At 65.2% G+C, this 13,397-nt stretch carries 10 protein-coding genes; all 10 read right to left on the bottom strand.

Annotated elements, in window-relative coordinates; translation table 11 throughout:
• Positions 1 to 56 precede the first annotated feature (56 nt).
• The 10 genes from G9408_RS13125 to eda all read right to left on the bottom strand — a co-directional run bounded on the left by G9408_RS13125 (position 57) and on the right by eda (position 13,299).
• Positions 57 to 395, bottom strand: coding sequence for a hypothetical protein (locus G9408_RS13125; protein ID WP_168454435.1), 339 nt, complete (start codon positions 393 to 395; stop codon positions 57 to 59).
• A gap of 262 nt (positions 396 to 657) precedes the next feature.
• Complete coding sequence (locus G9408_RS13120) at positions 658 to 1,659, bottom strand: NAD(P)H-dependent glycerol-3-phosphate dehydrogenase (RefSeq protein WP_168454434.1); 1,002 nt, start codon at positions 1,657 to 1,659, stop codon at positions 658 to 660.
• A gap of 150 nt (positions 1,660 to 1,809) precedes the next feature.
• Positions 1,810 to 2,745, bottom strand: coding sequence for an alpha/beta fold hydrolase (locus tag G9408_RS13115; protein ID WP_168454433.1), 936 nt, complete (start codon positions 2,743 to 2,745; stop codon positions 1,810 to 1,812).
• A 17-nt stretch (positions 2,746 to 2,762) separates the two neighbouring features.
• Entirely contained in the window at positions 2,763 to 4,031 is a 1,269-nt protein-coding gene (locus G9408_RS13110) for a hypothetical protein (RefSeq protein ID WP_168454432.1), read from the bottom strand.
• Between the two features lie 112 nt (positions 4,032 to 4,143).
• Positions 4,144 to 5,013: an alpha/beta hydrolase gene (locus tag G9408_RS13105; RefSeq protein ID WP_168454431.1), complete on the bottom strand. Its 870-nt coding sequence runs from the start codon at positions 5,011 to 5,013 to the stop codon at positions 4,144 to 4,146.
• Positions 5,014 to 5,147: 134 nt separating this feature from the next.
• Complete coding sequence (locus G9408_RS13100; protein ID WP_168454430.1) at positions 5,148 to 6,599, bottom strand: DUF3336 domain-containing protein; 1,452 nt, start codon at positions 6,597 to 6,599, stop codon at positions 5,148 to 5,150.
• A gap of 147 nt (positions 6,600 to 6,746) precedes the next feature.
• Positions 6,747 to 8,318 carry a wax ester/triacylglycerol synthase family O-acyltransferase gene (locus G9408_RS13095; protein ID WP_168454429.1) on the bottom strand — a complete coding sequence of 524 codons (1,572 nt, stop codon included), beginning with the start codon at positions 8,316 to 8,318 and terminating at the stop codon, positions 6,747 to 6,749.
• A 113-nt stretch (positions 8,319 to 8,431) separates the two neighbouring features.
• Positions 8,432 to 10,774, bottom strand: a complete 2,343-nt coding sequence (locus G9408_RS13090) for a glycerol-3-phosphate 1-O-acyltransferase (protein WP_168454428.1) — start codon at positions 10,772 to 10,774, stop codon at positions 8,432 to 8,434.
• A 112-nt stretch (positions 10,775 to 10,886) separates the two neighbouring features.
• Positions 10,887 to 12,500, bottom strand: coding sequence for an HAD-IB family hydrolase (locus tag G9408_RS13085; RefSeq protein WP_168454427.1), 1,614 nt, complete (start codon positions 12,498 to 12,500; stop codon positions 10,887 to 10,889).
• 178 nt (positions 12,501 to 12,678) lie between these two features.
• On the bottom strand, positions 12,679 to 13,299 hold the full coding sequence (gene eda / locus G9408_RS13080; protein ID WP_168454426.1) for a bifunctional 4-hydroxy-2-oxoglutarate aldolase/2-dehydro-3-deoxy-phosphogluconate aldolase: 621 nt from the start codon (positions 13,297 to 13,299) through the stop codon (positions 12,679 to 12,681).
• Positions 13,300 to 13,397 lie beyond the last annotated feature (98 nt).

The raw sequence follows: 13,397 nt of genomic DNA, 5'->3' as shown, positions 1-13,397 counted from the left end.
GGACGCCCCATGACGCCCGCCCTTCCCTTGCGACCCGGAAGCTGCTCCGGGGAAACTTAACCGCCGACGGTCACGCGGCCGACGCGATAACCTTTCTTGCGCATTTCCTTCACATAATCCTTGTCGGCGTCGATGACTTCGGTTTCCCATTCGTCCCACGCATCCCAGCGGTCCTCGCGGTCGGTGGCGCGGCGAAGGTCGCTGGTCAGCTCCTTCTCGGCCTCGAGAATGTCGGTTTTGTAATTATACCATTGCTGGTTGACGACGCCCGCGATCGGGCGCTCGCGGATCGGCGGCGGTTCGAAACCCGGCGGCATCGAATGATAAGGCACGGCCGCAATGGCGGCGGTGGCGGGAAGCGCCAGAATGACTGCAAGGGTGGTCCATTTTTTCATCGTCCATCTCCTGATTGTCCGTCCGTTGCCGGGCGGTCAGGGGAGTCAACGAAGCAGGCGGCGGATTTCTTCCCGGCTCGGCGGGGATAAAGCACGGCTGGCGGTGGAATCCGGGAGGCGGACCAATTGCCGTTTGTCCTGAGGAGCCATTGAGCTTGTCGAAATGGCGTCTCGAAGGACGCGGATGCAGCGCTGCAGTCCTTCGAGACGGGTCTTCGACGGGCTCAGCCCCTCCTCAGGACGAACGGTGAATAACGATCGATTATCCCGGATGTGCCTCATCCCCCACCGCCGAGCGCAGCAGGCCGCGGAACACGTCCTGCGCGCTGCGTTTGCCCTGCGTCACGTCGAACACGTCGCGCGCGATCGGCATCGCGATGCCGTGCTGTTCGGCGAGCGCGATGACGGTGGGGGCGCTTTTGACGCCTTCGGCGACCATGTTCATGCCCGCGATGATCTCCTCGATCGGGCGGCCCTTGCCGAGTTCGACCCCGACGTGGCGATTGCGGCTCAAGGGGCTGGTGCAGGTGGCGATGAGGTCGCCCATGCCGGTCAGCCCGGCAAAGGTTTCGGGGCGCCCGCCCATCGCGACGCCGAGCCGGGTGATCTCGGCCAGCCCGCGCGTCATCAGCGCCGAGCGGGTGTTGTCGCCTGCCCCGAGCCCGTCGCCCATGCCGACCGCGATCGCGATGATATTCTTGAGCACCCCGCCGAGTTCGCAGCCGAGCAGGTCGGTGTTGGTGTAAACGCGGAACAGCCCCGAATGGAACACCGGCTGGAGCGCGCGGACGACGATCTCGTCCTCCATCGACAAGACGCTCGCCGCCGCCTGCCCGGTCATGATCTCGCGCGCGAGGTTGGGGCCGGTGAGGACGCCGACGGGGTGGCCGGGGAGCACTTCCTCAATGAGCTGGGTCATTCGTTGGCCCGAGGCGAGTTCGAGGCCCTTGGTCAGGCTGATCACCGGCACCCATGGGCGGAGGTGCTGGCGTGCCTCTTCGAGCACGGCGCGGAAGCTGTGCGAGGGGACACCCATGATCAGGACGTCGGCGCCCGCGACGACTTCGGCCATGTCCTGCGTTGCGCCGAGCGCCGACGGCAGCTTGATGCCGGGCAGATATTTGCGGTTCTCATGGTCGCGGTTGATGCCCTCGACCGTCTCGGCATCGCGCGCCCACAGGGTGATCGGCGCGTTGCGCGACACCACCGCCGCGACCGTCGTCCCCCAGCTGCCCCCACCGAGCAGGCCGACCTTCAGGCGCATATGTCTCTCCCCTATTTTTGGGGGAGAGTGGCGGGGTTATGGCGGGTTGGCAAGCATGGCGTCGCCCCCGCGACGGCGGGGGCCGTTGGCGGCCTTCGACCTCGCTGCTGGGCAAAACGCCAGCGGCCCCCGCCTTCGCGGGGGCGACGATCAGCAATGATCCGCCAAAAACGCCTTCATCACCGCCGCGGTCGCCTTCGGATCCTCGATCATCGGGACATGGCCGACATGTTCGAAGATATGGCTGCGGCTGCCCGCGATCCCTGCTTCGAGGACGGCGACGCAGCTGACGTCGAGCAGGCGGTCGTGGCGGCCCCAGATGATCAGGGTCGGCACCTTGACCTCGCCCAGCCGGTCGTTGAGCGGCTGGTCGCGGCCCTCGGTGGCGATGACCCAGAATATGGTGTCGAGCTGGTCGCGATATTTGAGCGCGTCGGCGTAGAGCACGGGTTTGAGCCGCGCGGGGATATAGGGCGGTTTGTGGACGACCATGCTTACCAGCCGGTCGGCATCCTCGAGGCCCGCGAGGACGAGCGGATTATAGGTCTCGTCCGCCGCCTGTTTCTGGAGATCGCTTTCGTTGGCGCCGTTGACCCCGGCATTGTTGAGCAGGATCAGGCTGGCGAGCGCGTCGGGATAGTCGATCGCATAGCGCAGCGCGATCCAGCCGCCCATGCTGTTGCCGCCGACATGCGGGCGGTCGAGCCCGAGCGTGTCGGCAAATTGCTTGAGCCGCGCGGTCTGCGCGCCGAGGTCATAGGCGAGGTCGGGGTTGCGCTCATTCTCGCCGAAGCCCGGCAGGTCGGGGGCGATGACATGATAATCGCGCGTGAGGTAGGGCGCGATCATCGACCAATTGTCCTTGTCGCCGGCAAAGCCGTGGACGAGCAGGAGCAAAGGTTTGGCGGGGTCGCCGCCCTCCAGATAGGGCCAGTTGCGGCCGTCAACCACCACGCTTTTCTGCACCATCCGCCCGCGCTGACGCAGCAACGCACGCCCGAGCGCGACGAGGCGACCGGGGAAAACGAAATACATCAGCGTCAGCGCGATGATGGGCGCGAAGAGGAGGATGAGGAGGGTTTTCATGGCGATGACTGTGCCAGCTATTCGGCTGATGGCAAGCCGTCCGACGCCGCCGATGTCGGCAGAACGTCCTGCGGCTCGCCGACGCTGGGCTCGGTCTTGGCAATGGGGCCCGGAACGACGTCGGTCACCCCGGGGAAATCCATCCGCGTCATCACCTGTCCGGCACAGCTGTAGGTCGCGCCATTTTCGATTCTGACTTCGACCATGCGCGCGGCGGCTTCCGGTTGGAAACCCATCATGGCAGCCTTGGCTTCGTCGAAATTGCGCGCATAACCCATGCCAGTATGGCGACCGCCCGTCGCCAGTGCGGCGTCCAGAAACGGCGATGCGTCGGTCAGATAGCCATATTCGCCCGCCTTGACCTCGAACGCGGGGGCGCCAAAACAATTGGTGGTGTTGGGCAGCACCGTCCCCACGGCATCGGTTTGCAAGACATACCAGCCCGGCGTCAGCTTCGCGACGTGCAGTTCATACGCCGCCTTCTTGTCCTTGCTGACAAATTCGCTGTTATAGGTGGTGTGGTCGCCCTTTTTCTTCCAGTCGCGCGGCTGGTAGAAAAGGTCGCCATTTTCGCGGTCGAAGCGGCGGATCTGGACGCGGCCGGAACGCCCCGCGCTTCCGGCATCGTTACGCCGAAAAGCCAGCACCAGCGCACCTTCATTGTCGGCAAGGGTCAGCGGGGTTCGGGGGTCGACTTTCTTGCCCAGGAACAGCGAAGCGGGCCCGGTCGGCGTGCCGGTCATGTTCAACTTGGCATCGGTGACCGGCGTGAAGCTGGTCATTTCGGTAATGTCGCCATCGACCGTCTGGGCGCCGACCATAGTCGCGAAATAGCTTTGCCGGTCGGTATCCGACATTGCGGCGACCTTTGCGGACTCCGCCGCGGGGAGCTCGACAAGGCGCCAGCCCTTGATCAGCAGGCAGTTGCGCCGGTTGGCGCGGCGCATCTGGCCTTCGACGATCGCGGCACCGATCGCCGCGCCGATCCCGCTACCGATGCCCGCCGCAAGCGGCGAGATCGCGGGATTGTACATCGCCGGATCATAGATTGGCACCGATCCGGCGGGGGTTTTCGACCCGCGCGCGATCAGGCGACAGGTTTGCCAGTCGGCGTCATAGTCCGCACGGCTGGCCCCCGGCTTATTGTAAAAGCGACTGTCTTTAAGGTCACGCGCGGCATCTTCGGCGATTTCCTGCGCCTCTTCCGCCTTGGTGTCTGCGTCGCGCGCCGACGCGGGCTGCGCGATCAACATCGCAGGCGCCAAAAGCCACATCGCTCGGTTCATACCCCACTCCCCCATTATATTTTTTGCAAAGCCCGCGGCTATTTGCTGATATCGGGATGGGCGGTCAATTGTTTAAAGCGATGTATTGATAGCGCTCGCAGCGATTGTCTGGTTATTCAGGCGGTGAACGAAAATCAGACGCCACTTGCGCGTCGAACCAGGCGATCAAATCGTCCAGCACCGCATCTTGTTCCGGCTCGTTGTAAATTTCGTGGAACAGGCCGGGGTAGAGTTTGAGGGTCTTGTCGGTCGAGGCGACATGGTCGAACAGATATTGTGAGCCCGCGGGCGACGCGAGGCTGTCGGCGCTGCCGTGCTGGAGCAGGATCGGCAGGGTGATGCGGGGGGCGCCCGCCTGCGCTGCGGCCATCGCGTCCATGAACTCGCGCCCCAGCCGCGCGCCGATCTTGCCGGCGTAAACGAGGGGGTCGGCGAGATAGGCGGCGACGACCGCGGGATCGCGGCTCACCCCGTTGGCGTCCAAGGACAGCACGCCGAGGCGCGGGAGGAAGCGCGACAGGAAGCGGCTGATCCAGACGGTGAAGCGCGAGGGCGGCGCGGCGGGGACGATCGCGGGGCCGGAGAGCGCGGCGGCGACGAACGCCTGCTGCCGCTCGATCAGGAACAAGGTCGAAATGAGCCCGCCCATGCTGTGGCCGAGTAGCAGGCGTGCGGTCTCGCCATGGTTGACCTCGACGAGCGTCAGCAACTCGCTCAGGCCGTCGGTGAAGGCCGAGAAACGCGGGACATAGCCACCCTCCCCGTCCGATTGGCCGTGGCCCCAATGGTCGATCGCATAGACGGCATAGCCCGCGTCGGTCAGCCGCTCGGCGACATGCGCATAGCGCCCGGCGTGCTCGGCATAGCCATGCGCGAGCAGCACAATGGCTTTGGGCCGGGCTGCGGGCAGCCAATGGGTGACATGGAGTTTTGCCCCGGCGCCGACCGATCCCGCGGGCAGCTGGACCATGTGCGTCGTCATATCAAATCTACTCCGCTCGCCCTGAGCCTGTCGAAGGGCGGCTCTTTTCTTCAGCGGCGCCGAAGGAAGGACGGCGCTTCGACAAGCTCAGCACGAACGGGAGAGAGGTGGGGCGATGTCTATGGCGCATCGCGTTACCGCACCGCTTTCTTCAGCGCGGCGGTGCTGCGGTGGCCGGGACCGTCGTCGCCCGCGCGGTCGATGCGCGCCAAAATGCCTTCGAGCGCGCGGCTGATCGCGGTCTGGGTGCGGACCATTTCGACCTTGGGCCAGGCGGTGCGTTCGCCGGTGTCGATCAGCTCGTCGATGTCGTCCTGCGCCAGGTCGGACAGGATTTTCGTCGGCGACCAGAATTTGGGCGGGCGGATGATGTTGATGTCGCCGGTATATTCCTGATTGATCACCGACCGCGCCATATTGGCGATGCTGTTGAGCGGCGGCACCCATTCGAGCGGTTTCTGGAAGATGATCATATTGGCGTTGAGCCACGCCTTGAAGGTCGCCATCGACGCATGCTGGATCGCCTCGATCGGCGCCATCTGCTTGCGCGTGTCGGTCGCGAAGGGCAACGCGATCGGGTTCGCCTGGCTGACGATATGATGGTTGACCCCGTAGAGGCGTTCGAGCCGCTTGGTCGGGATGTCGTGGGTGACCGACCCATCGACCCAGCGCCGGTCGGGCTGATAGGGCACGCGCGCGCCGCTGTCGTCGCGCGCCATCAGCATCACCGGTGGAAAGACGCCGGGGACCGCGCACGAGGCGAGTACGGCTTCGCGGATCAACACATTGGGGGCGGTGATCGCATTGAGCAGGCGGCCGTTCTGATGCTTTTCGGCGGGCGCGACCGAGACGTTGAGGTGGCGGCCGCTGATCTCAAACGCTTCCTGAAAGGTCAGGTCGGGGATCAGGTCGGCGAGCCGGTCGCGCACCTCGTCGGAGGCGAGGCGACGCCCGTCGCTGTCGCGGTCGGGGTTGGCGAGGCGATCGCTTTCGAGGAAGGCGCCGATGTCGCTGTCCTTGCGGGTGCAGACGACCGCCGCGACGATCGAACCGCCGCTGGCGCCCGACATGATCGCGGGCAAGACGCCTTCGGACCAGAGCGCCTTCACGACCCCGATGTGGAAAAACAGGAAACTGCCCGAGCCCGAGAGCAATAGCGCCGAGCGGCCATAGCAATGCTGGGCGCGGCGGAAGAAATCGCGCTTTTCCTCTTTGCCGATGCTGCGCGCGGCGGCGATCTTGTCGAGCGAGGCGACGACCTCGGCGACATAATCCTCGATCAGCTTCTTGGTGCCGAACCGCGCCTTTTGATACAGGCGTTCGTGGCCCATGCCGTCGATATTGCCGTGGATGCCTTCGTTAAGGACGAACAGCAGCCCCTTGACGTCGCCCGCCGCCGACAGCTTGCGCAATTTTTCGAGCCGGGCGCGGATCGCCTTGTAATCGAAATGCTTGCTTTCGTCGGCGTCGCGCCACGCCTGCATCCCCGATTTCTTGTCGTGCTCGCGCGCGGCCTTGGCCCAGGCGGTGTAATCGGACGCGGTCACGAGATCGCGGTCGGCGCTGAGCGTCGGGGTGAAAAGCATCTAGTCGTCCTGCAGAACATGGTTATTTTTTGCGAGTCTTGCCGGTTGCGTTGCCTTTGGCAACTGTTTTGACATCGAACTCCCCCACTTCCGTCATCCCGGACTTGATCCGGGATCCATTGCAGCGGCGGCGTCATGGATCCCGGATCAAGTCCGGGATGACGAAGAAGAAGCCTTCTTGCGTCCTTTCGCCGTCGGTTTCGGCTTCGCCTTTGGTTTGGCGACCGGTTTGGCGGCCTTGGATTTTGGTGCCGCCTTGGTCGCCGGTTTCGGCGTTGCCGTATCGGCTTTCGGCTTTTCGGGCTTGGGCGTCGCCGCCATCAACTCGGCGAAACTTTCGTCGATGCACTCCCGGAAAAAGGCGATGTCGGGCATGATCGCGCGTTCGCAGATGATCGAAAAGGCGATGCGGCCGTTATAGCTGGGGGTCGCGACGAACAGCCCCATATTGTTCGCGAGCGGCGCCATGCCGTGCTGCATCACCAGCTGCGCGCCCGCCAGATAGAGCGGCACCTGCGCGCCGGGGACGTTCGAGATGAAGAGGTTGGTGCCGCGCACCGCAAAGCGCTCACTGGTCACCAGCCGCGCCACCGCGGCCATCGTCGCGCCCGGAATATGTTGCGACAGGTCGGTCATGATCCGCGCGCTGACGCCTGCCTTCGCCTCCTTCGCCTCGACCGTATAGTCACGGATCGCAGCGAGGCGCGCGAGCGGGTCGGCGATGTCGGTGCGGACCGGGACGCTCATCGCCGACACCTGATTGCCGGGGGTCGAGGCCTTGCCGGCGCCCTTGTCCTTGCCGCGCAGGTTGATCGGGGCGACCGCGACCAGGCTTTCCTTGGGCAATTCCTTGTGCTTCGCCAGATATTTGCGCAGCGCGCCGCCCACCGTGGTCAGCACCACATCGTTGACCGTCGCGCCCGGCACCTTCTGGCGCACCAGCGCGACGTCGGACAGCGCGACCGAGGTGCCGTCGAACATCTTGTGCGGGCCGACAGCAGTGTTGAAGCGCGTTTCGGGAACCCCCGCGGTCATCCCGCCCTCGATCGCCTTGCGCGCCGACGAGATGATCGCGGGCGACATCTTCATCAGCGCGTTCATGAACTTGACCGGCGATTGCAGCGACGCCGACCAGGCGCGCGACAGCGCTTCGGCGCTCGACGGCGGATCGCCGAGATCCTCGACCGGGGGCGGTTCGGGAATCGCGGGCGTGCCGTGCGCATCGATGTCGCTCATCGCGATGAAGGCGTGTGCGCCCGAGGCGCCGTCGACCGCCGCGTGGTGGACGCGATGGAGCATCGCAAAGCTGCCCTTCGGAATCCCCGGGATGCGGTCGAGCCCCTCGATGATGTAAATGTCCCACAGCGGGCGGTTCATATCCATTGGTTTGGAAAAATAGCGCGCGGTGGCGATGCAGAATTGCCGCCAGTCGCCGGGTTCGGGCAGTCGCGCGTGGCTCATATGCGCCTCGATATCGAAATGCTCGTCCTCGACCCAATAGGGATGGTCCATGTCGAACGGCAGGCGGTGGAGGCGGCGTTTGAACAAGGGCGAGGTGTGGACGCGGCTTTCGACGTGGCGGATGATGTCCTTGAACCTCACGAAACCGCCCGGCGCGGTCGAGGGGTCGTAGATATAGACGCCCATGATGTGCGTGAGGTTGTTCGCGGTCTGGGTGTAGAGGAACTGGGCGTCCTGTGCGCTGAGCTGTTTGAGCATGTTATCCTCCAACGAAGATCGTCATCCCGGCGAAGGCCGGGATCTCTCCCTCGCGTTTTACTGCCACGGCGAGATGCCGGCCTTCGCCGGGATGACGAAAATAGGGTGGCAGTTTAAACATCGTTCGTCCCCACCAACCGGTCCGCGAGCGCCACTGTCGACAGCCGCATCGTTTCCATCACGTTTGCCAGCCCGCGCAGTTCCGCGAGCAGCGCGCGGCGCTGGGCAAGAATATCGGGGGTCGCTTCCTCGGCCAGCCCCATGTGGCGCATCAGCGACAGGCCGTTGGCGAACAGCAATTTGCCGATCGCCGCCTCGCTGCTGATCCGGCGCAGCAGATACGCCTGCTTGCCCTCGGTCAGCGCGGCGTCGAGCAAGGCCTTTTCGTCGACCGCATCGCCCGGCCTTGCCCGCGCGAGCAGGTCGGCGACGACCGAATAGGCCTCGGCGAACGGCAGCAGGATCGCGTGGCCGACGACCGGCTGGCAGCGACGGAGCAGCTGCGCGATGCCGCGGTCGCCGCTGGCGAGGCGGCGGTCCCAGACGGGGTCGATGCGTTCGAGCTCGGCGCGCAGCGCGGCCATATGCTCGTCGCGCGGCGGATAGAAGAATTCGAATTTGAACAGGTCGCGGAGGCGATCGACCTTCGCCCAGAACGCCGCAGTCGCATCGCCGCTGTCGGCGTCGCGCAGCTCGAACAGCGCGAGTTCGATCATCGCGCGGTCGAGGAAGTGATGCGCGATGATGTTGCGGTAATAGCTTGCCATCGGATGTTTGGCGGGGTCGATCGAATAGATGTTTTCGCTGCCCGCTTCGTAGCGCGTGAGCAGTCCGCTGGCGACGAGGGTGTCGACGGTGGCCGAAAGCGCCGCATCGTCGCCGCTCGCAAGGTCGCTGCTGAGCCTGATGTCGCGCGCGCGCGCCCAGTCGGTCACCGCGCCGATCGCGCCAAGCAGTTCGGCCGAGGTCGCGCCGCGCGGCGCCATGCCAAGGAGGATCAGGCACATGACCGAAGTGACGGTGAGCGGGGTCACGCGATTTGCCTCGACCGCGACGGCAAAGGCGATGCGTTCCAGTGCGCGCTTGTCGTCGGCGCCCGGCGCGCTGTCGATGACCACGGGATTGCCGATGTCGAGCCGAATGCGGCCCGAGGGTTCCTTCAGGCTTTTCATATAGCCGATGAACCACGACAGGCTTTCGGGCTTCTTGTTCCGTCCCGTCTGTTCGGCGGCATATTCCTCGACATCGCGAATGAGGTCGAAGCTGGTGACGAAGGGCACAAAATGCACCCCGCGCGTGCCCGTCGCGTGCGCGGCGTCGAGAACATATTTCATCAGGCCATATTTGGGCGGCATCAGCTTGCCGAGGCGCGAGCGGGTGCCCTCGAACGCCCAGCTCAGAGGAAAACGCTTGGCGAGCAGCCAGGCGATATAGTGGCGCAGCACGAGCTTGTAGACCGGCTGATCCTGAAAGCTGCGGCGGATGAAGATCATCCCCGAGCAGCGGAAAAATTCGCCCATGATCGCGAAGTCGAGATTGGCGCCGCCGAAGCTATGCAGCATCGGCATGTCGTTTTCGTAAGTGAGGCGGCTGGGGGTCGCGCCGTCGATATAGGTTTTGTGGGTGAACAGGATCGCGGTCGGATGTTCGCGCAGGATCGCGCGCAGCCGCGCGAGTTCGGCGGCGTCGACCTCCATCTCGGGCGCGTAGCCGCCGAACATCATCCGGTCGAGCCGGGCGCGGAGGTCGAGGAAGATCGCGCTGGGCCGCGCGATCACTTCCTTCATCAACGGGCGCGCTTCGCGGAACAGGTCGGCGACGGGGCGCCCCGTCGCTTCGGCGAGATCGGCGAGCGCGGCGCGGAATTTCGGGCTGGTGCGCAGACCGTCGGCGACGAAGCGCGGCACCTTGTATCTTGTTCCCCGAATGCCGCGTTCGGCGACGTCGAGCGCGAGCGACGCCTGCCGCGCGACGAAGGCGGCGAATTCGGCGCTGTCGCAGCCGGCGCCGTCGCCGCCGCCGGTCTGCGCGGTGAAGCGGTCGCGCAGCGCATCGAGCGTCGCCGCCTCGCCCACCAAAATCTGCGCGCGGCGGCGGTCGCGGAGCAGGATCAACCGCGCGCGCAGCGAGCCGGGATGGCGCGGGTCGCCGAACAAGATATGGCGGAATTTGAGCGCGCGGTCCTTGTCGAACCCTGGAATGCGCCACGCGACGCGCAGCGGCACGACCTGCCGCGACGGCAGCCCGCCGAGCCGCGCGCGCAGCGTTTCGAGCGGTAGCGCCTGATCGTCGTCCTCGATCGCAAGGCTGGCCCATTGGGGGTCGTCGTCGCCCGCGGTGGCGTGGACCCAATCGAGCAGCAGCTGGCGTTCGACGCCGTGGCGCGCGTCGATGATGTAGAGGCGGTCGGCGGCGTCCGCGGTCGCGATGGGCGGGCGGGGGCTGCCGTCGGCCATGTCGCTAAAATCCCTCCGTCATTGCGAGGAGCGAAGCGACGCGGCAATCCAGCGTGGCGTACCCCGCCCTGGATTGCTTCGCTACGCTCGCAATGACGATGTGGGACATGCGCTAGGCCGCCCTTCCCTTTCGCGGGGAGGCTTTCTTGGTGGCCGCCTTTGTCGGCGCTGCCTTTTTCTTTGCGGCGGGTTTTTTCGCCGCTGCCTTTTTGGACTTCGGCTTTGCCGCCTTTTCCTCGGAAGCCGCAGCCTCCGGCGCCGGTTCCTTTGCCACCGATTCGGCGACGCTTTCCTCGGGCTGGCCCAAGGTGCGCAGGAACATGTTGCGCACGTCGCGGACATGGTTGTTGATCGTCCGCGGCGACCACCCCGATGTATCGACCGGCGGCAACACGGTGACGCGCACCGTTGCCGGGCGCATCACAAACTCGTTCTTCGGCGCGACGTCGGTGGCGTTATGGATCACGATCGGGACGATGGGGACGCCCGCCTGCATCGCGAGGTGGAACGCGCCCTTCTTGAACGGCTCGAGCTTGGGCGTCAGGCTGCGCGTGCCTTCGGGCGAGATGCAGATCGACTTGCCCTCGACGCGGATCGCATCGACCAGCGGCTCCATCGCCTTGATCGCGCTCTTGCCGTCCGCGCGGTCGACGAAGACCGTGCCGCCCCATTCCATCAGCTTCCCCAGGATGGGGATGTCCTTGATCTCTTTCTTGCCCACCCCTCCCATGTCGCGGCGGATGAGCTTGGCGAGGATCATCACATCGGCCTTGCTCTGGTGGTTGAAGATGAAGACGCAGGGGCGCGATGACCAGAGATGCTTCTCGTCCTCGACCTCGAGTTCGACCCCGGTGATCGCGGTGGCGAAATCGCCGAACAGCCCGATCGAGAAATTCGCCGCCTCGCGCTGCGAACGGGTGAGCGCCCAGATCGGCAGCCCCGCGGCAAAGGCGCCGACCAGCGAGCCGGTGGCGTAGATGGTGCGCGTATAGTCGACCCACGACGGCGTGCCGCGGCTCGCAAAGCGCTGCACCGGCCAGCCATTTTCCTCGGCGATGGCTTTTAGTTTCAAATTCGGGTTGAGCGGGCGCGGCTTGCCGACGCGCTCGAGCAATTCGATGTCGTCGTCGCTGTCCGAATAGAAAAAGCTCTGATCGAGATCGAGGCCATATTCGGCGGCCAGTTCCTCGGCGGCAAGCACCTTGCCTTCGCCGAAACAGAGCGGCCGGATGATCTCGCCGGTGAACACCCCGTCCTCGATCTCATAGGCCGAGCATTTGATGTCGGTGATGCCAAGGTCGCGCGCGGTCGGCTCGATCTGGTAGATCGTCGCCGACGAGATGATCGCGACGCGGTGGCCCTTCGCCTGATGCGCCTCGATGATCGCGCGGGTTTCGGGATAGATTTTGCGGGCGATGTGCTTTTTATAGAGTTCTTCGCCGAACTCGATGAAGCTTTCCTCGTCGACGCCCTTCATGAATTTGGCGGCGCCCGACATCAGCCCCGAAAAGCCGATCGTGCCCAGGCTGTGCTGGGCGATGACCTGTGCGGTCTCGGCAATTTCCTCAACCGACATCTGACGGCGCTGGAATTTCTCGCGCAGCATCGCGGTGGCGGAGTAGCCCGAGATGATGGTGCCGTCGAAATCGAACAATGCGGCGATATGCGATCCGGGTTCGGACGCGAGCACTTCTTCCAAATGCGGCTGCGGTCTTGGCACGCGCATCTCCCCACCAGCGGCTATATTGCCGCCTTTCCCTGCACGATGGCAGTAAAGATGGCGTTTATCAATGGCGGGGAAGTGGCGCGGCCTGCCCCATATTTCGTCACCCCGGCGAAGGCCGGGGTCTCGCCGGTGCGTAGCGACGATAGGGTGAGATCCCGGCCTTCGCCGGGATGACGGGCTATTGGCAAAGCGCCGCCGCTTCGCGCGCCAGCGCCTCGACCCGCGCCGGGTCGAGCGGGCCCGCCGGGACCACCCAGCTGCCGCCGACGCAGCGCACCGCGTCGAGCGCGAGCCAGTCGGGGGCGGTCGCCAGCGCGATCCCGCCGGTCGGGCAAAAGCGCGCCTGACCGAAAGGCCCGGCGAGCGCCTTCAGCGCCGGGATGCCGCCGCTGGTCGCGGCAGGGAAGAATTTGAAGCGGTCGAGGCCGAGGTCCATGCCGCGCATGATGTCACCCGCATTGGCGGTGCCGGGCAGGAAGGGGATGCCGCTCGCGACCGCCGCCTTGCCCAGATTATCGGTGAGCCCGGGCGAGACGATGAATTCAGCGCCCGCGTGGATCGCGGCGGTGAGCATCGCGGGGTTGAGCACGGTCCCCGCGCCGACAACCGCGCCCTTGACCGCCTTCATCGCGGCGATCGCGTCGAGCGCGGCGGGGGTGCGCAGCGTGACTTCGAGCACGGGCAGGCCGCCCGCAACCAGCGCCTCGGCCATCGGCACCGCATCCTCGACCCGGTCGATGACGATCACCGGGATGACGGGGGCTAATGTCATGATCTGGTCGATGGATTGGTCTGGCATAAATACTCCGTTCGAAACTCTAAGCTCCGTTCGCCCTGAGCTTGTCGAAGGGCCGTTCTTTCTTTGCGGCGTCGAAAGAAAAGGACGGTGCTTCGACA

The sequence above is a fragment of the Sphingopyxis microcysteis genome (assembly GCF_012274265.1).
GTDB lineage: Bacteria > Pseudomonadota > Alphaproteobacteria > Sphingomonadales > Sphingomonadaceae > Sphingopyxis > Sphingopyxis microcysteis.
This window is presented reverse-complemented; position numbering and strand designations above follow the sequence as displayed.

Excerpts from the sequence above, each read along its gene's own strand:
- G9408_RS13105 (WP_168454431.1), bottom strand. The coding sequence starts at position 5,013 with ATGACGACGCACATGGTCCAGCTGCCCGCGGGATCGGTCGGCGCCGGG.
- G9408_RS13085 (WP_168454427.1), bottom strand. The coding sequence starts at position 12,500 with ATGCGCGTGCCAAGACCGCAGCCGCATTTGGAAGAAGTGCTCGCGTCC.
- G9408_RS13115 (WP_168454433.1), bottom strand. The coding sequence starts at position 2,745 with ATGAAAACCCTCCTCATCCTCCTCTTCGCGCCCATCATCGCGCTGACG.
- G9408_RS13090 (WP_168454428.1), bottom strand. The coding sequence starts at position 10,774 with ATGGCCGACGGCAGCCCCCGCCCGCCCATCGCGACCGCGGACGCCGCC.
- G9408_RS13100 (WP_168454430.1), bottom strand. The coding sequence starts at position 6,599 with ATGCTTTTCACCCCGACGCTCAGCGCCGACCGCGATCTCGTGACCGCG.
- G9408_RS13120 (WP_168454434.1), bottom strand. The coding sequence starts at position 1,659 with ATGCGCCTGAAGGTCGGCCTGCTCGGTGGGGGCAGCTGGGGGACGACG.
- G9408_RS13125 (WP_168454435.1), bottom strand. The coding sequence starts at position 395 with ATGAAAAAATGGACCACCCTTGCAGTCATTCTGGCGCTTCCCGCCACC.
- G9408_RS13110 (WP_168454432.1), bottom strand. The coding sequence starts at position 4,031 with ATGAACCGAGCGATGTGGCTTTTGGCGCCTGCGATGTTGATCGCGCAG.
- eda (WP_168454426.1), bottom strand. The coding sequence starts at position 13,299 with ATGCCAGACCAATCCATCGACCAGATCATGACATTAGCCCCCGTCATC.
- G9408_RS13095 (WP_168454429.1), bottom strand. The coding sequence starts at position 8,318 with ATGCTCAAACAGCTCAGCGCACAGGACGCCCAGTTCCTCTACACCCAG.